The 17,473-nt window shown below is 64.8% G+C and carries 16 protein-coding genes; 10 read left to right on the top strand and 6 right to left on the bottom strand.

Translation table 11 applies throughout. The annotated features are described in order from the left end of the window. Positions 1–3 precede the first annotated feature (3 nt). Together ENTCL_RS16000 and entF are read left to right on the top strand one after the other, a co-directional pair. The gene (locus ENTCL_RS16000; RefSeq protein WP_013367184.1) at positions 4–207 is read left to right on the top strand and encodes an MbtH family protein; all 204 of its coding nucleotides are present in this window, start codon (positions 4–6) and stop codon (positions 205–207) included. Between the two features lie 10 nt (positions 208–217). Continuing rightward, positions 218–4,087, top strand: a complete 3,870-nt coding sequence (gene entF, locus ENTCL_RS15995) for an enterobactin non-ribosomal peptide synthetase EntF (protein ID WP_013367183.1) — start codon at positions 218–220, stop codon at positions 4,085–4,087. Positions 4,088–4,124: 37 nt separating this feature from the next. Here entF and fepC read toward each other — a convergent pair whose 3' ends face one another. Genes fepC through fepD form a run of 3 tightly spaced genes read right to left on the bottom strand, consistent with a single transcriptional unit; the run spans position 4,125 to position 6,918 of the window. Further along, a complete protein-coding gene (fepC, locus tag ENTCL_RS15990) occupies positions 4,125–4,925 on the bottom strand; it encodes an iron-enterobactin ABC transporter ATP-binding protein (RefSeq protein WP_013367182.1) in 801 nt (266 codons plus the stop codon). Beyond that, on the bottom strand, positions 4,922–5,914 hold the full coding sequence (fepG, locus tag ENTCL_RS15985; RefSeq protein ID WP_013367181.1) for an iron-enterobactin ABC transporter permease: 993 nt from the start codon (positions 5,912–5,914) through the stop codon (positions 4,922–4,924). Before fepG ends, fepC begins: the two co-directional genes overlap by 4 nt. Further along, complete coding sequence (fepD, locus tag ENTCL_RS15980; protein WP_013367180.1) at positions 5,911–6,918, bottom strand: Fe(3+)-siderophore ABC transporter permease; 1,008 nt, start codon at positions 6,916–6,918, stop codon at positions 5,911–5,913. The genes fepG and fepD overlap by 4 nt, the downstream gene beginning before the upstream one ends. Positions 6,919–7,027: 109 nt before the next feature. Between fepD and entS the strand changes: the two genes are divergently transcribed. Then, a complete protein-coding gene (gene entS / locus ENTCL_RS15975; RefSeq protein ID WP_013367179.1) occupies positions 7,028–8,260 on the top strand; it encodes an enterobactin transporter EntS in 1,233 nt (410 codons plus the stop codon). A 30-nt stretch (positions 8,261–8,290) separates the two neighbouring features. On the opposite strand, the gene fepB is transcribed toward entS, so the two are convergent. After that, a complete protein-coding gene (fepB, locus tag ENTCL_RS15970) occupies positions 8,291–9,271 on the bottom strand; it encodes a Fe2+-enterobactin ABC transporter substrate-binding protein (RefSeq protein ID WP_044611988.1) in 981 nt (326 codons plus the stop codon). A gap of 160 nt (positions 9,272–9,431) precedes the next feature. Between fepB and entC the strand changes: the two genes are divergently transcribed. The 7 genes from entC to ENTCL_RS15935 all read left to right on the top strand — a co-directional run bounded on the left by entC (position 9,432) and on the right by ENTCL_RS15935 (position 16,770). Further along, positions 9,432–10,607, top strand: a complete 1,176-nt coding sequence (gene entC, locus ENTCL_RS15965; protein WP_013367177.1) for an isochorismate synthase EntC — start codon at positions 9,432–9,434, stop codon at positions 10,605–10,607. A gap of 9 nt (positions 10,608–10,616) precedes the next feature. Continuing rightward, positions 10,617–12,224, top strand: a complete 1,608-nt coding sequence (gene entE / locus ENTCL_RS15960; protein WP_013367176.1) for a (2,3-dihydroxybenzoyl)adenylate synthase EntE — start codon at positions 10,617–10,619, stop codon at positions 12,222–12,224. Between the two features lie 13 nt (positions 12,225–12,237). Continuing rightward, a complete protein-coding gene (locus tag ENTCL_RS15955) occupies positions 12,238–13,089 on the top strand; it encodes an isochorismatase (RefSeq protein ID WP_013367175.1) in 852 nt (283 codons plus the stop codon). Continuing rightward, on the top strand, positions 13,089–13,844 hold the full coding sequence (gene entA / locus ENTCL_RS15950; RefSeq protein ID WP_013367174.1) for a 2,3-dihydro-2,3-dihydroxybenzoate dehydrogenase EntA: 756 nt from the start codon (positions 13,089–13,091) through the stop codon (positions 13,842–13,844). Before ENTCL_RS15955 ends, entA begins: the two co-directional genes overlap by 1 nt. Next, the gene (entH, locus tag ENTCL_RS15945; protein WP_013367173.1) at positions 13,845–14,258 is read left to right on the top strand and encodes a proofreading thioesterase EntH; all 414 of its coding nucleotides are present in this window, start codon (positions 13,845–13,847) and stop codon (positions 14,256–14,258) included. Positions 14,259–14,408: 150 nt separating this feature from the next. Beyond that, on the top strand, positions 14,409–16,514 hold the full coding sequence (gene cstA, locus ENTCL_RS15940) for a pyruvate/proton symporter CstA (RefSeq protein ID WP_013367172.1): 2,106 nt from the start codon (positions 14,409–14,411) through the stop codon (positions 16,512–16,514). A gap of 58 nt (positions 16,515–16,572) precedes the next feature. Further along, positions 16,573–16,770 (top strand): YbdD/YjiX family protein, encoded by a 198-nt coding sequence (locus tag ENTCL_RS15935; protein ID WP_013367171.1) that lies wholly within the window; start codon positions 16,573–16,575, stop codon positions 16,768–16,770. Here the strand turns inward: ENTCL_RS15935 and ENTCL_RS15930 are convergent. Next, positions 16,767–17,171, bottom strand: a complete 405-nt coding sequence (locus ENTCL_RS15930; protein WP_013367170.1) for a helix-turn-helix domain-containing protein — start codon at positions 17,169–17,171, stop codon at positions 16,767–16,769. The two genes, ENTCL_RS15935 and ENTCL_RS15930, sit on opposite strands and share 4 nt — an antisense overlap. Beyond that, positions 17,146–17,448: a type II toxin-antitoxin system RelE family toxin gene (locus ENTCL_RS15925; protein WP_013367169.1), complete on the bottom strand. Its 303-nt coding sequence runs from the start codon at positions 17,446–17,448 to the stop codon at positions 17,146–17,148. The genes ENTCL_RS15930 and ENTCL_RS15925 overlap by 26 nt, the downstream gene beginning before the upstream one ends. Between the last annotated feature and the right edge of the window lie 25 nt (positions 17,449–17,473).

Genomic DNA, 17,473 nt, shown 5'->3' with positions numbered 1-17,473 from the left:
GCGATGCAATTCAGTAACCCTTTCGATAACCCGCAGGGGCAGTTCTACATTCTGCAAAACGCCCGCCAGCAGTTCAGCCTCTGGCCGCAGCAGTGCGCGCTGCCGGAAGGCTGGGCGGTGGTCTGCGAACCGCAAAACGCGGAGGACTGCAGCGCCTGGCTTGCCGCGCGCTGGACCTCTCTCACCCCGGCGCACTACGCGAATTAAGGAATCTGTGATGACCGAACGTTTACCCCTGACGGCGGCGCAGCCGGGGATCTGGATGGCGGAAAAGCTCTCTTCGCTGCCGAATGCCTGGAGCGTGGCGCACTATGTGGCGCTGGAAGGCGCCATTGACCCGACCTTGCTGGGGCAGGCTATCGTTGTCGGCCTGCAGCAGGCGGATACCCTGCGTTTTCGCTTCGGCGAGGATGACGGCGAGCTCTGGCAGGCGCCGGACGACAGCCTTGTTTTTTCGCCGCCCGCGGTTGTCGACGTCCGCGCGGCGAGCGACCCGCACGCCGCGGCGCAGGCGCTGATGCAGGCCGACCTGCTCCAGGATCTGCGCGTCGACAGCGGCAACCCGCTGTTCTGCCATCAGCTGATCCGCGTGGCGGAAAATCAGTGGTTCTGGTACCAGCGCTACCACCACCTGCTGGTGGACGGCTTCAGCTTCCCGGCCATTACCCGGCAGATAGCGCAAATTTATCGCGCCCTGCAGCGCGGCGAGCCGCTACCGGCTTCCCCCTTCACGCCGTTTGCGGAGGTGGTGGAGGAGTATCGGCGCTACCGTGAAAGCGACAGCTGGCAGCGCGATGGCGCCTTCTGGGCGCAGCAGCGCCGGGAGCTGCCGCCGCCGGCGTCGCTGTCGGCGGCGCCGCTGCCCGGACGCGCCGCGACGACGGACGTCTGGCGGCTGAAGGTGACGGCGGATGCCCAGGCGTTCAGCCAGCTTGCCGCCGCCGCGCCGCAGTGCCAGCGCGCCGATCTGGCGCTGGCGCTGGCCGCGCTGTGGCTTAGCCGCCTGTGCGGACGCAGCGCCTGGTCTGCGGGCTATATCTTCATGCGCCGTCTGGGGTCCGCCGCGCTGACCGCCAGCGGCCCGGTGCTTAACGTATTGCCGCTGGCGGTAACGATTGAAGCCGAAGAAACGCTGGCGCAGCTGGCGCTGCGGCTGGCGGCGCAGCTGAAAAAAATGCGCCGTCATCAGCGCTATGACGCCGAGCAAATCGTCCGCGACAGCGGTAAAGCCGCCGGGGACGAGCCGCTGTTCGGCCCGGTATTTAACGTCAAACTGTTCGACTATCAGCTGGCTATCGATGGCGTAAGCGCCACCACCCACACCCTCGCTACCGGGCCGGTCAACGATCTTGAGCTGGCGCTGTTCCCGGACGAGGCGGGCGGTTTATCCATTGAGGTGCTGGCGAACAAGCAGCGCTATGACGAGGCGGAGCTTCAGCGCCATACGGCGCGGCTGTCGGCGATGCTGGCGCAGTTCGCCCGCAGCCCGCATCTGCGCTGCGGCGATGTGGAAATGGTTTCAGCGGCGGAGTATCAGCAGCTTGCGCAGATCAACGATACCGATGTGATGCTGCCGGAAACCACCCTCAGCGCGCTGGCGGCGGCGCAGGCGATGAGAACGCCGGATGCCCCGGCGCTGGCGGATGCCCGCTGGCGGTTCAGCTACCGCGAAATGCGCGAGCAGGTGGTGGCGCTGGCAACGCTGCTGCGCGCGCGCGGCGTGAAGCCCGGCGACAGCGTGGCGGTGGCGCTGCCGCGATCGGTCTTCCTGACCCTGGCGCTGCACGGTATCGTCGAGGCCGGCGCGGCCTGGCTGCCGCTGGATACCGGCTACCCGGACGATCGCCTGCAGATGATGCTGGAGGATGCCCGGCCGTCGCTGTTGATTACCTCTGAGGAGCAGCGCGCCCGCTTCCCGGGGATAGCGACCCTGTGCTATAGCGAACCGCTGCCGGCGACCGACGGCGCCGCGCTGGCGCTGTCACGCCCGGAGCATACCGCCTATATCATTTTTACCTCCGGCTCTACCGGCCGCCCGAAAGGCGTGATGGTCGGACAAACGGCGATCGTCAACCGCCTGCTGTGGATGCAGGAACGCTATCCGCTCGGCGCCGACGATGTGGTGGCGCAGAAGACGCCGTGCAGCTTTGACGTGTCGGTGTGGGAATTCTGGTGGCCGTTTATCGTCGGCGCGCAACTGGTGATGGCGGAACCTGACGCGCACCGCGACCCGCAGGCGATGCAGCGCTTCTTCACCCGCTATGGCGTGACGACCACGCACTTTGTCCCGTCGATGCTGGCGGCGTTCGTCGCCTCCCTTGACGGCGACAATGTGGACAGTTGCCGTTCATTACGCCGGGTGTTTTGCAGCGGCGAAGCCCTGCCGACCGCGCTGTGCCGCGACTGGGAGCGCCTCACCGCCGTACCGCTGCACAACCTGTACGGCCCGACGGAGGCGGCGGTGGACGTCAGCTGGTACCCGGCTTATGGCTCCGAGCTGGCGGCGGTTGTCGGCAACAGCGTGCCGATCGGTTTTCCGGTGTGGAATACCGGCCTGCGCATTCTCGACGCCATGATGCGCCCGGTGCCGTTTGGCGTGGCGGGAGATCTCTATCTCACCGGCATCCAGCTGGCGCAGGGCTATATGGGGCGCGCCGATCTGACCGCCAGCCGCTTTATCGCCGACCCGTTCGCCCCCGGCGAGCGCATGTACCGCACCGGCGACGTCGCGCGCTGGCTGGATAACGGCGCGGTGGAGTACCTCGGGCGCAGCGATGACCAGCTCAAAATCCGCGGACAGCGGATCGAACCTGGCGACATTGACCGCGTGATGCTGAGCCTGCCGGACGTGGCGCAGGCGGTAGCGCATGCCTGCGTCTTTAACCAGGCGGCGGCCGTCGGCGGCGATGCCCGTCAGCTGGTGGGGTATCTGGTGTCAGAGTCCGGCTTGCCGCTGGATACCGACGCGCTGCTGGCACGGTTGCGTGAACAGCTCCCGCCGCACATGGTGCCGGTGGTGCTGGCGCAGCTGCCGTCGCTGCCGCTCAGCGCCAACGGAAAACTGGATCGTAAAGCGCTGCCGCTGCCGACGATTAGCCGGACGACTTGCGGGCGCGCGCCGGAAACGGACAGCGAGCGGGCCGTGGCGCAAGCGTTCAGCGTCCTGCTCGGCTGCGAGGTGGACGATGTGGACGCCGACTTCTTCGCCCTCGGCGGCCACTCGCTGCTGGCGATGCGCCTGGCCGCCCAGCTCAGCCGCGGCTTTGCGCGCGAGGTCACGCCGGGGCAGGTGATGGTCTCCTCAACCGTTGCGAAGCTCAGCGCGCTGCTGGAGACACAGGATGACGGCCGCGCGCAGCGCCTGGGCTATGAGGCTATCCTGCCGCTGCGCGACGGCGACGGGCCGACGCTGTTCTGCTTCCATCCGGCCTCCGGCTTTGCCTGGCAGTTCAGCGTGCTGGCGCGCTGGCTGGCGCCGCGCTGGGCGGTGACCGGCATTCAGTCGCCGCGCCCGGCGGGGCCGATGGCGACAGCGGAAAATCTCGATGCGCTGTGCGACAGCCACCTCGCCACCCTGCAGCAGCAGCAGCCGCACGGCCCGTACTACCTGCTCGGCTATTCGCTCGGCGGCACGCTGGCGCAGGGGATTGCGGCCCGGCTGCGCCAGCGCGGGGAAACGGTCGCGTTTCTCGGGCTGCTCGACACCTGGCCGCCGGAGACGCAAAACTGGGCGGAAAAAGAGGCGAACGGTCTGGACCCGGAGGTTCTGGCGGAAATTAACCGTGAACGCGAGGCGTTTCTGGCCGCCCAGCAGGGGAATGCCTCCGGCGAACTTTTTACCGCCATTGAGGGCAACTACGCCGATGCGGTGCGCCTGCTGACCACCGCTCACAGCGTGCCGTTTGACGGTAAGGCTACGCTATTCGCAGCGCAGAAAACGCTGCCCGCGGGGATCGATCCGCAAAGCGCCTGGGCGCCGTGGGTGCGGGAGCTGGACGTGTACCGGCTGGACTGCGCGCATGTGGAGATAGTCTCCCCGCAGGCGTTCGAGACGATTGGCCCGGTGCTGCGGGAGGCGCTGGGGTAAGGATGGACGTTCCCCTCTCCCGGCCGGGGGAGGGGCATTATTGCCGCTGGCGTCCTAACGGCACCACCAGCGGCGTGTGCGCCACCGGGTCGTCGATAATGGTGCAGCGCATCCCGTAGATCGCCTCAATCAGCTCCGCCGTGACAATCGCTTTCGGCGCCCCCTCGGCGATGATTTTGCCGTCGCGCAGGGCGATAAGGTGCGTGGCGTAGCGGCAGGCCTGATTGAGGTCGTGCAGTACCGCCGCCAGCGTATAGCCTTTCTCCTGATTCAGCTCCCGCAGCAGCTCCAGCAGATCGATCTGGTGGCTGATATCAAGCCACGTGGTGGGCTCATCCAGCAGCATAATGGCGGTTTCCTGCGCCAGCACCATCGCAATCCACGTCCGCTGGCGCTGGCCGCCGGAGAGGGTGTCTACGCTCTGCGCGGCCAGATGGGTGATGCCGGTGGCCTGCATGGCGCGGCTGACCGCCTCGTCATCCTCCTTGCGCCAGCGGGTAAACAGCGGCTGGTGCGGATAGCGTCCGCGCGCCACCAGCTCCTGGACGGTAATGTCGCCCGGGGTGGTGGCGTTTTGCGCCAGCAGGCCGATGCGCTTCGCCACCTCTTTACTGGCAAAGCGCTGAATGTGCTCGCCGTCGAGGTAAACGTGGCCGCGCTGCGGCGCCATCAAGCGGCTCAGGGCGCGCAGCAGCGTCGACTTTCCGCAGCCGTTGGGGCCGATAATGGCGGTAAAGTGGCCGTCCGGAATCGCCACGCTCAGGTTCTCGGCGATGGGGGTTTTGCCGTAGCCCAGCGTGAGCGCTTCGCCGTGCAGGCGGGCCGTGTTGTCTGTCATTTCCTGCGGGACTCCTGAATAAGCAGCGCGATAAGGTAGAGGCCGCCGAGGCTGACGGTCACCACGCCGACCGGCAGCTGATACGGCATAAACAGCCGCTGGGCGCCAAAATCCGCCAGCGTCAGCAGCAGCGCGCCGCACAGCGCCGACTGGGTTAATCCCCAGCGCGCCGTGCCGCAAAGCCGTCTGGCGATGTGCGGGGCGATCAGCGCGATAAACGAAATCGGTCCGGCGAGCGCCGTGGCGGCCGCGGTCAGCAGCACCGCCACCAGCATCATCAGCAGGCGGGAGCGCTCGACGCTGACTCCAAGCGCGCAGGCGCTGTCGTCGCCCATCTCCAGCAGGCGCATCCGGCGCACCAGCAGCGCGGCGCACGCCAGCATCGCCAGCAGCAGCGGCGCGGCGGGCCAGGTCTTCGCCCAGGTCATGCCGTTGAGCGATCCGGCGTTCCACAGCCCGGCGGACAGCGAGGTTTCCAGCGACGCCTGCAGCAGCAGCCAGGTGTTAAACGCCATCAGCATCGCCCGCATGCCGATGCCAATGATGATAAGCCGGAAGGTGTCGATACCGTTGCGCCAGGCCAGCAGCCAGACCAGCAGCGACGCGACGACGCCACCGGCCATAGCCGCGGCGGTGATGGCCGCCAGATGCTGGCCAAACAGCACCATCGCCACCAGCACGCCGCTCCAGGCGCCGACGTTAAAACCCATCACGTCAGGGCTGCCGAGCGGGTTGCGCATCAGCGACTGAAACATGGCGCCGCTGACGCCCAGGGCGGCGCCTACCAGCAGCGCCATCAGCACCCGCGGCAGCCGCCATTCGGTCACCACCAGCGTGACGCTGCGCGGCGCATCGCCCAGCAGCGCGGCAAACACCTGCGAAAAATCGAGGGTCACGACGCCGCTGCGCAGGCTCAGAAGGGCCGTCAGCAGGCTGAGGGACAGCAGCAGCAGGCAGGTGACGACCAGACGACGGGACGGTGCCATCATGCGCGGCCTCCCCGCGGCTGGCGGCGCACCAGCCAGATCAGCACCGGCGCGCCGATAAAGGCGCTGACCACGGAAACGCGCAGCTCTCCCGGCACGATCAGGCGGCCAATAATATCGGCAAACAGCAGCAGGGACGGGGTGGCGAGCAGGGTAACCGGCAGCGACCAGCGGTGGTCGGCCCCCACCAGCCAGCGCGCGATATGCGGCATCATCAGGCCAACGAACGCGATGGGGCCGACGACGGCGGTGGCGCTGCCGCACAGTACGGTAATGGTCAGCAGGCCGAGGATCTGCGTGCGGGCAACGCTGTTGCCCAGCGCGGTCGCGGTATCGGCGCCGAGGCTCAGGCCATTGAGCGAACGGCTGAGCAGCAGCGCAACGGCGGTGGCGATAAGCACCGGGAGGAAGACCACCCTGAGGGTGGCGAGCTGGCGAATATCCAGCGAACCCGCCTGCCAGAAGCGCAGCTGATCGTAGACGTCGGGGTTAAGCAGGGCGATACCGCTCGACAGACCTTCCAGCACCGCGCCGAGCGCTACGCCCGCCAGCGTCAGGCGCACCGGGCTCAGCTGCCCGCCGCCCTGGCTGCCGGTAAACGCCACCAGCAGCGAGGCGATAAAGGCGCCGCAGAACGCCAGCAGCAGCTGCTGCTGAGGGGAAGAGAGGCCGAGCAGCGCGGCGCCGAGGACGATAGCGAAGCTGGCGCCTGCGTTAACGCCAAGGATGCCCGGGTCGGCGAGCGGGTTGCGGGCGAGGGTCTGCATCAGCGCGCCCGCCAGCCCCAGCGCGCCGCCCGCCAGCAGGCCGGCGAGGGTGCGGGGGAGACGGGCGTCGAGCACGATGGCGCAGTCGGCGCTTCGGCACTGGCCGCTGAACGCGTCCACGACTACGCCGACCGGCAGTGAAGCGGCGCCGGTCAGCAGGCTCAGCGTGACGGCGAAAAGCAGCAACAGGATTAATCCGGGCACGGCGACGGCACGCGCCGCGACAGGGGAAAACGACATAGCAACATCCCTGATTTGATAATGATAGTAATTATCGTTATCGATCTTATTTGTTTATGTTAGCATGTGCGGCCACGGAAATGATATGAAAAAAGCATCAGGGCGCGGCATGAACAAACACTCCTGGTTACTGAACCTCAGCTTGTTAAAGACCCATCCGGCGTTTCGCGCCGTATTTATCGCACGTTTTATCTCCATCCTGTCGCTTGGCCTGCTCGGCGTGGCCGTACCGGTGCAAATCCAGATGATGACCCACTCCACCTGGCAGGTGGGGCTGTCGGTCACGCTGACCGGCGGGGCGATGTTCGTCGGCCTGATGGCGGGCGGGGTACTGGCGGACCGCTATGAGCGAAAAACGCTGATTCTGCTGGCGCGCGGCACCTGCGGGGTCGGTTTTCTCGGGCTGTGGCTGAACGCGCTGCTGCCCGCGCCGTCGCTGCTGGCGATTTATCTGCTGGGTATCTGGGATGGCCTGTTCGCTTCCATTGGCGTGACCGCGCTGCTGGCGGCGACGCCCGCGCTGGTCGGGCGGGACAACCTGATGCAGGCCGGGGCGATCACCATGCTGACGGTGCGCCTGGGTTCGGTGATTTCGCCCATGGTCGGCGGCGTGCTGCTGGCCAGCGGCGGCGTCGCCTGGAACTACCTGCTGGCGGCGGTCGGCACCTTTATCACCACGCTGACGCTGCTGCGCCTGCCGAAACTGCCGCCGCCGCCCCAGCCGCGGGAGCACCCGCTGCGTTCGCTGATGGCCGGGCTGCGGTTTTTATGCAGCAGCCCGCTGATTGGCGGTATCGCGCTGCTCGGCGGTCTGCTCACGATGGCCAGCGCAGTGCGCGTGCTCTATCCGGCGCTGGCGCAGGGCTGGCAGATGTCAGCGTCGCAGATTGGCATCCTCTACGCCGCCATCCCGCTCGGCGCGGCGCTGGGCGCGCTGACCAGCGGCAGGCTGGCGCATACGCCGCGCCCGGGCGTGCTGATGCTTGCCAGCACCGTCGGCGCGTTTGCGGCGATTGGCCTGTTCAGCCTGATGCCGGTCTGGCTGCTGGCGGCGCTGTGCCTGGCGGTGTTCGGCTGGCTGAGCGCCATCAGCTCGCTGTTGCAGTACACCCTGATTCAGTCCCAGACGCCGGAGGCGATGCTGGGGCGGATCAACGGCCTGTGGACGGCGCAGAACGTTACCGGCGATGCGACTGGCGCCGCGCTGCTCGGGGGGCTTGGGGCGGTGATGACGCCGGTGGCGTCGGCGAGCGTCAGCGGCGGCATACTGGCAGCCGTCGGCGTGGCGCTGGTGCTGCTGTTGGGCGAACTGCGGCGCTTTCGCCGCGAGGTGCCAGCCTGATGCGGCGGCGCCGCATCAGGTAAAACAGGTTCAGCCGAAGAGTGCCTCCAGCCGCGCCAGCACCTGCATGGCGCTGTAGTAGTCGAGGCGGAAGGTTTCCGTTCCCAGCGCATACACCCGTTTGTCCTTCACGGCCGGCAGGTGGGACAGCAGCGGGTTAGCGTAGATAGCCTCGACGTCTTTCTGGTCGCCCGCGAACAGGAACAGCGCGTTCCCCGCAAGCCCTGCGGCCAGGCTCTCACCGCCAAGCTGTACGATATCGTGGCGTTTGCCCTGGCTCAGGCTGGTTTGCAGCCCGGCGGGCAGCGGCGCCAGGCGGAAGCCGAGCTGGTCCAGCAGCTTGCCCTGCGCCGACTCCGGCGTCCACAGGTTGGCGCTGTGCGCCGCGGCGGTATAGACCAGCGCGCTGACCGGCTGCGGCGGCAGCGTTATCTTCGCCTTTGCGGCGGCAAGCTGCTTATCAAACTCGGCAATGCGCGCGGCGGCCTGCTTTTCCTGGCCGGTGATGGCGCCAAGCTGCGTCAGCAGCGCCTGCCAGCTTTTATCGTCGTAGTTGACGATAAGCACCGGCGCAATCGCCGAGAGCTGATCGTACAGCGCGATGGCCGAATCGCCGCCGGTGGCGCTGATGAGGATCAGATCCGGCATTTGCGCCGCCACGGCCTCCGCGCTCGGTTCGCCGATATAGAGCCGCGTCAGGTTGCGCTGCTTCGCGACCTGGCTCCACTGGCGCAGAAAGCCCTGGTCGTCGGCCACGCGGTTATTGGGCGTGGTCGCGCCGCTTGCGACGATCGGCGCGTCGATCGCCAGCAGCGAGCCGGTGAGGGTAACGCTGGTGGAAACGATGCGCAGCGGTTTGTGGCCGAGGGTGTGGACGCCGCGGCTGTCGGCGACCTGGCGCGGCCAGTCGGCGGCATGCGTTACGGATAATCCTGAGACGCACAGCCAGGCGATAAGCAGAACGTTACGGACAAAAACAGGGAATTTCACGCGGTAAGATTCCTTAATCATTTAAGTTAATGCGTCTCATTTTCACTTTAATGTGCCTCCGGTGCAAGCAGGAAGAGACACTGGCTGTTGACATACGGACGTTTTACTTTTAGGTTACCAATCCAAAATATAAATGATAATCATTATTAATATCTTTATCGTTTTTGAGGATGATATGGAAATGGAAACGTCACTGTCTGAAGACATTCAGCGCGCGGCCGCCCCCCTGACGGCCGAGAGCTTCTTCTTTATGTCGCCGTACCGTAGCTTTACCACCCACGGCTGCTTCCGTCGCGTCGCGCAGCCGGTGCAGGGCGGGGACAATCTTAACGGCGATTTTCAACAGGCCGTTGCCCGCGCGTTTGGCGATGCCCGCGCGGCGGGGATCGCCAAACCGCTGCTGGTAGGCGCTATCCCGTTCGACACGACCCAGCCTTCGGCCCTGTTCATTCCTGAGCGGAGCCGCGCATTTTCCCGCACCGATAAGCAGCGCTCCGCGCGCTATACGACGGGAATGCCGCCGCTGCAGGTGCTGGCCCGCGAGGAGATCCCGGCGCAGCAGGGGTTTATGTCGATGGTGGAGCGGGCCGCGGCGCTGACCGCGACGCCGAAGGTCGATAAGGTGGTGCTGTCGCGGCTGATTGAGCTGGCGACCGACAGGCATGTCGATACCGGCGCCATGCTGGAGCGGCTGATTGCCCAGAACCCGGCCAGCTTTAATTTTCATATCCCCTTGCCGGACGGCGGCGTACTGCTGGGCGCCAGCCCGGAGCTGCTGCTGCGCAAGGAGGGGAGTCATTTTAGCTCGCTGCCGCTGGCGGGGTCTGCCCGCCGCCAGCCGGATGATGTGCTGGATCGCGAGGCGGGCAACCGCCTGCTGGCGTCGGAAAAAGACCGCCACGAGCATGAGCTGGTCACCCAGGCGATGAAAGCGGTGCTGTCGCCGCGCAGCCTCGAGCTGACGCTGCCGCCGTCGCCGCAGCTGGTGACGACGCCGACGCTGTGGCATCTGGCGACGCCGATCGAGGGGCGGGCGAAGCCGGAAGAGAACGCGCTGTCGCTGGCCTGCCTGCTGCATCCGACGCCGGCGCTGAGCGGCTTCCCGCACGCTATCGCCAAAACCCTGATTGCCGACCTTGAGCCCTTCGAGCGCGAGCTGTTCGGCGGCATCGTCGGCTGGTGCGACGACGAGGGCAACGGCGAGTGGGTGGTCACCATCCGCTGCGCCCGCGTGCGGAAGAACCAGATTCGTTTATTCGCCGGGGCAGGGATTGTTCCGGCGTCGTCGCCGCTGTCGGAGTGGCGGGAAACGGGCGTCAAGCTCTCCACCATGCTGAACGTGTTCGGCCTGCACTGAGGACTCCCCATGAGCATTGCGTTTACCCGCTGGCCCGCTGAGCTTGCGGCCCGCTACCGTGAAAAAGGGTACTGGCAGGATCTGCCGCTGACCGACATTCTCACCCGCCATGCCGACAGCGACGCGCTGGCGGTGATTGAGGGCGAGCGCGCGCTGAGCTACCGGACGCTGAACCAGCAGGTGGATAACCTGGCCTGTCAGCTGGCGCGCCTCGGCGTGAAGGCGGGCGAAACGGCGCTGGTGCAGCTTGGCAACGTGACGGAGTTTTATGTCACGCTGTTTGCGCTGCTGCGTCTTGGCGTGGCGCCGGTTAACGCGCTGTTCAGCCATCAGCGCAGCGAGCTGAACGCCTATGCGGCGCAAATCGCGCCGGCGCTGCTGATCGCCGACCGCGAGCACGCGCTGTTCGCCGATGAGGCGTTCCTGCAGGATTTTATGGCCGAACACCGCTGCGTGCGGACGGTGCTGCTGCGCAACGACGACGGCGAGCAGAGCCTGGCGGCGGCTATCGCCCGTCCGGCAGAGCGTTTTGCTCCCGCGCCGTCGCCAGCCGATGAGGTGGCGTTTTTCCAGCTCTCCGGCGGCAGCACCGGGACGCCAAAGCTGATCCCCCGTACGCACAACGACTACTACTACAGCATTCGCCGCAGCAACGAGATTTGCGCCTTCGGCCCGCACACCCGCTACCTGTGCGCGCTTCCGGCGGCGCACAACTATCCGCTGAGCTCGCCCGGCGCGCTGGGCGTGTTTCTCGCCGGCGGTCGGGTGGTGCTGGCCTCTGATCCGAGCGCCACGCAGTGCTTCCCGTTGATTGAGAAGCACCAGATAACCGTCACCGCGCTGGTGCCGCCCGCGGTCAGCCTGTGGCTGCAGGCGGTTCAGGAGGGCGGCAATGCGCCGCTGCGCTCGCTCACGCTGCTGCAGGTGGGCGGCGCCCGGCTGTCGGCAACCCTGGCCGCGCGCATTCCCGCCGCGATCGGCTGCCAGCTGCAGCAGGTGTTCGGTATGGCCGAAGGGCTGGTGAACTACACCCGGCTCGACGACCCGCTGGAGCGCATTATCCACACTCAGGGCTGCCCGATGAGCCCGGATGATGAGGTGTGGGTCGCCGGTGAGCGCGGCGAACCGCTGCCGCGCGGCGAGGTGGGGCGTCTGATGACCCGCGGACCGTACACCTTTCGCGGCTACTACAACAGCCCGGCGCATAACGCCAGCGCGTTTAACGCCGACGGCTTTTACTGCTCCGGCGACCTGATTTCCATGGATCAGCACGGCTACATCACCGTGCAGGGGCGCGAGAAAGATCAGATCAACCGCGGCGGTGAAAAAATTGCCGCCGAAGAGGTGGAAAACCTGCTGCTGCGCCATGAGGCGGTGATTCATGCGGCGCTGGTGAGCATGGAGGACAGCCTGCTGGGTGAAAAAAGCTGCGCGTATCTGGTGGTGAATGCGCCGCTGCGCGCGGTCGCCGTACGCCGGTTCCTGCGCGAGCAGGGCGTGGCGGAGTTTAAGCTGCCGGATCGGGTGGAGTGCGTCGACGCGCTGCCGCTGACGCCGGTCGGCAAAGTGGATAAGAAAAAACTGCGTCAGCGCCTGGCAGAACGCCCGCTGGCCTGAAGGAGACTAGAGTATGGCAATTCCAAAACTGCAGGCCTATGCGCTGCCGACCGCCGCGGATCTTCCGTCGAACAAGGTGAACTGGCCGTTTGAGCCCGCGCGGGCGGCGCTGCTGATCCACGATATGCAGGACTATTTCCTCAATTTCTGGGGCGACAACAGCCCGCTGATGGCAACCGTGGTCGCGAATATCGCCGCGCTGCGCCAGTACGCCAAACAGCACCATATACCGGTGTACTACACCGCGCAGCCGAAAACCCAGAGCGATGAGGATCGCGCGCTGCTGAACGATATGTGGGGGCCTGGGCTGACGCGTTCGCCGGAGCAGCAGCGCATTATCGCGGCGCTGGCGCCGGACGAGGCGGATACCGTGCTGGTGAAATGGCGCTACAGCGCGTTTCACCGCTCACCGCTGGAGCAGGCGCTGAAAGAGACCGGCCGCGACCAGCTGGTGATTACCGGGGTGTATGCCCATATCGGCTGCATGACCACCGCCACCGACGCCTTTATGCGCGATATCAAACCGTTCTTTGTTGCCGATGCGCTGGCGGATTTCAGCCGCGAAGAGCACCTGATGTCGCTGAACTATGTGGCCGGGCGCAGTGGGCGGGTGGTGATGACCGACGAGCTGCTGCCGCTGCCGGGGTCGAAGGCGGCGCTGCGCGCGCTGATTCTGCCGCTGCTGGATGAGTCCGATGAGCCGATGGATGATGAAAACCTGGTGGACTACGGCCTGGATTCAGTACGCATGATGGCGCTGGCGGCGCGCTGGCGTAAGGTCCACGGCGATATCGATTTTGTGATGCTGGCGAAGAATCCGACTCTCGACGCGTGGTGGGCGCTTATCTCCCGCGAGGTGAAATGATGGCGGGGTTCGATTTTCGCGGTAAAACCGTCTGGGTGACTGGCGCCGGTAAGGGCATCGGCTACGCTGCGGCGCTGGCGTTTGTTGATGCCGGGGCCGAGGTGGTGGGGTTCGACCTGGCCTTCGACCTGGCGGATTATCCGTTCGCCACCGAGACGCTGGATATTGCCAGCGCCGGGCAGGTGGCCGACATGTGCGGGCGTCGCCTGCGGGCGGATGCGCGCCTCGACGTGCTGGTCAACGCGGCGGGCATTCTGCGCATGGGCGCGACCGATGCGCTAAGTATGGCGGACTGGCAGCAGACCTTTGCCGTGAACGTCGGCGGCGCGTTTAACCTGTTCCAGCAGACCATGGCGCACTTTCGCCAGCAGCGGAGCGGGGCCATCGTCACCGTGGCGTCCGATGCCGCGCATGCGCCGCGCATCGGCATGAGCGCCTATGGCGCATCGAAGGCGGCGCTGAAGAGCCTGGCGCTGACGGTGGGGCTGGAGCTGGCGAGCTTCGGCGTGCGCTGTAACCTGGTCTCGCCGGGGTCTACTGACACCGACATGCAGCGCGCGCTGTGGGCCAGCAGCGATGCTGAGCAGCAGCGTATTCGCGGCTTCGGCGAGCAGTTTAAGCTGGGGATCCCGCTGGGGAAAATCGCCCGTCCGCAGGAGGTTGCCAGCGCTATCCTGTTTCTGGCCTCCGATGGGGCCAGCCACATCACCCTGCAGGATATTGTCGTCGACGGCGGCTCGACGCTGGGAGCGTAAATTATCTGGAAACGACACCTTAGCCTTGAGGAACTCAACGCCACCAGCAGCAGCACCCTGGTGGCGCATCTCGGTATCGTCTACACGCGGCTGGGCGATGATACGCTGGAGGCGGAGATGCCGGTGGATAACCGCACGCACCAGCCGTTTGGCCTGCTGCACGGCGGCGCGTCGGCGGCGCTGGCGGAAACGCTGGGGTCAATGGCGGGCTATCTGATGACCCGCGACGGGCAGTGCGTGGTGGGCACCGAGCTTAACGCGACCCACCATCGCGCGGTGTCGCAGGGCCGCGTGCGCGGGGTCTGCCAGCCGCTGCACCTCGGGCGTCAGAGCCAGAGTTGGGAAATTGTGGTGTTCGATGAGCAGGGACGGCGCTGCTGCACCTGCCGGTTGAGCACCATGGTGCTGGGGTAAGCTGTTCATGCATAGAGTGACCGGCTTAACACTGTGATGTAAATGTCTGGTTTGACCACACATTATTGCGTTTCAAAGTTGTTAAATTTTAACCGTTGTTCTAGAAACAAAATGTAACATCTCACTGTTTCACAACAACGGATAACAACCATGAACAACTCAGGGAAATACCTGCTGTGGGCGATTCTCTCGATTGTGGGAGCGTTCGCCCTTGGCTACATCGCGCTTAACCGCGGCGAGCAGATCAACGCGCTGTGGATAGTCGTTGCCGCGGTGTGTATCTATCTTATTGCCTACCGCTTCTATGGCCGCTACATCGCCAAAACGGTGCTGGCGGTTGACCCCACCCGCATGACGCCCGCCGTCCGTCATAACGACGGTCTGGACTATGTGCCGACCGACAAAAAAGTGCTGTTCGGCCACCACTTTGCCGCGATTGCCGGCGCAGGCCCGCTGGTGGGGCCGGTGCTGGCGGCGCAGATGGGCTACCTGCCGGGGATGATCTGGATCCTCGCCGGCGTGGTGCTCGCCGGGGCGGTACAGGACTTCATGGTGCTGTTCGTCTCGACCCGCCGCGACGGCCGCTCGCTGGGCGAACTGGTGAAAGAAGAGATGGGCGCAACCGCCGGGGTGATCGCGCTGATCGCCACCTTTATGATCATGGTGATTATTCTGGCGGTGCTGGCGATGATCGTGGTGAAAGCGCTGACCCACAGCCCGTGGGGAACCTACACCGTCGCCTTTACCATCCCGCTGGCGATTTTTATGGGTATCTATATTCGCTATCTGCGCCCCGGGCGCATCGGCGAGGTGTCGGTGATTGGCCTGGTGCTGCTGGTGTTCGCCATCATTTCCGGCGGCTGGGTGGCGGCAAGCCCGGCCTGGGCGCCGTTCTTTGACTTTACCGGCATACAGCTGACCTGGATGCTGGTGGGCTATGGTTTCGTGGCGGCGGTGCTGCCGGTGTGGCTGCTGCTGGCGCCGCGCGACTATCTCTCGACGTTCCTGAAAATCGGTACCATCGTCGGTCTGGCCATCGGTATTCTGATCATGCGTCCGACGCTGACCATGCCCGCGCTGACGAAGTTTATCGACGGTACCGGCCCGGTGTGGACCGGCAGCCTGTTCCCGTTCCTGTTTATTACCATCGCCTGCGGCGCCGTGTCCGGCTTCCACGCGCTGATCGCCTCAGGCACCACGCCGAAGATGCTGGCGAACGAAGGGCAGGCCTGTCTTATCGGCTACGGCGGGATGCTGATGGAGTCCTTCGTGGCGATCATGGCGCTGGTGGCGGCGTGCATCATCGACCCGGGCGTCTATTTCGCCATGAACAGCCCGCTGGCGGTGCTGGCGCCAGCGGGAACCGTCGACGTGGTGGCCTCCGCCGCGCAGGTGGTCAGCAGTTGGGGCTTTAGCATTACGCCGGACGCCCTGCATCAGATAGCCAATGAGGTCGGCGAGCAGTCGATCATCTCCCGTGCGGGCGGCGCGCCGACCCTGGCGGTAGGGATGGCCTATATCCTGCACGGCTCGCTGGGCGGGCTGATGGATGTGTCGTTCTGGTACCACTTTGCGATTCTGTTTGAGGCGCTGTTCATTCTGACCGCCGTTGACGCAGGCACCCGCGCGGCGCGCTTTATGCTGCAGGATCTGCTGGGGGTCATCAGCCCGAATCTCAAGCGTACCGACTCCCTGCCTGCTAACCTGCTGGCGACGGCGCTGTGCGTGCTGGCGTGGGGCTACTTCCTGCATCAGGGCGTGGTTGACCCGCTGGGCGGCATCAACACCCTGTGGCCGCTGTTCGGCATCGCCAACCAGATGCTGGCGGGTATGGCGCTGATGCTGTGCGCGGTGGTACTGTTTAAGATGAAGCGCCAGCGTTACGCCTGGGTCGCGCTGCTGCCGACCGCCTGGCTGCTGGTCTGTACCCTCACCGCGGGCTGGCAGAAGGCCTTCAGCAGCGATGCGAAAGTGGGCTTCCTCGCCATCGCCAACAAGTTCCAGGCGATGATCGACAGCGGTAGTATTCCGCCGCAGTACACCCAGTCTCAGCTGACGCAGCTGGTGTTTAACAACCGTCTGGATGCGGGACTGACCATCTTCTTTATGGTGGTGGTTGTGGTGCTGGCGGTTTATTCTGTGAAGACCGCGCTGGCGGCGCTGAAGGAAGACAAGCCAACGGCGAAAGAGACGCCGTACGAGCCGATGCCGGAGAACCTGGAAGAGATTGTGACCCAGGCGAAAGGGGCGCACTAACCCCTCACCCTAACCCTCTCCCCAACCGGGGAGAGGGAATAAAGACGAGACATGAACGATGTTCGACACCCTATCCAAAGCGGGAAAATACTTAGGCCAGGCGGCGAAAATGATGATCGGCGTTCCTGATTACGATAACTACGTCGAGCATATGCGCCAGACGCATCCGGACCAGACGCCGATGACCTATGAAGAGTTTTTTCGCGATCGTCAGGACGCCCGCTACGGCGGCAAAGGCGGCGCGAAGTGCTGCTAGCCTTCTTTCGGTAGATAGAGGCTGATTTGTTCCTGAGTACAGCCATAAATGGCGGCCAGCTTTTCACGAGTACGTCTTTGCGGGCGTGTGTCTTTAGCCTCAAGCTGTGATACCGCAGACTGGCTGATGCCCAGCTTATCGGCGACATCCTGTTGTGATAATCCGCGCATTATGCGCCAGGCCGCCTGAAGGCTGACGTTTTCACGGTTCATAATAGCGCAGACCGCATCAGGCAGGGGGACATCGTCGTATTTATCGGATTCCCAGGGGATGTCTTCCCAGTCCTGCTCATTTTCATCATCGTATTCAGCCAGTTTCATACGCATACGACAATATTCGCTATAGGGGATCACCACGTACTGGGGATCTCCTTTATCATCTCTGATGAGTTGCACTGCCATAGGGTGTCGGCTCCTCGTGAAGGTAGGTTGTGGAGGTTCTGCGTTTTATGGCCACCACATAGCAGCCCTCGCCGGTATCTCCATTCAGCGTGAAGATGATGCGGTAATCGCCCACTCGTAACCGATAATGATCTTCAGGCATTGACAGTTTCTTAATATCTGCCGCTGGCGCATTTCTATCATCCATTGTCCGCAGCTTTTCCGTAATCCGTTTCCGGTAGCGGGCATCGATTGCCGCAAGCTGCTTCTCTGCGCGCCTTGACCAAAAAACGATCATATCGTCCTCCACTGTACGCCTGTTT

Origin of the sequence: [Enterobacter] lignolyticus SCF1 (genome assembly GCF_000164865.1) — a bacterium.
GTDB lineage: Bacteria > Pseudomonadota > Gammaproteobacteria > Enterobacterales > Enterobacteriaceae > Enterobacter_B > Enterobacter_B lignolyticus.
This window is presented reverse-complemented; position numbering and strand designations above follow the sequence as displayed.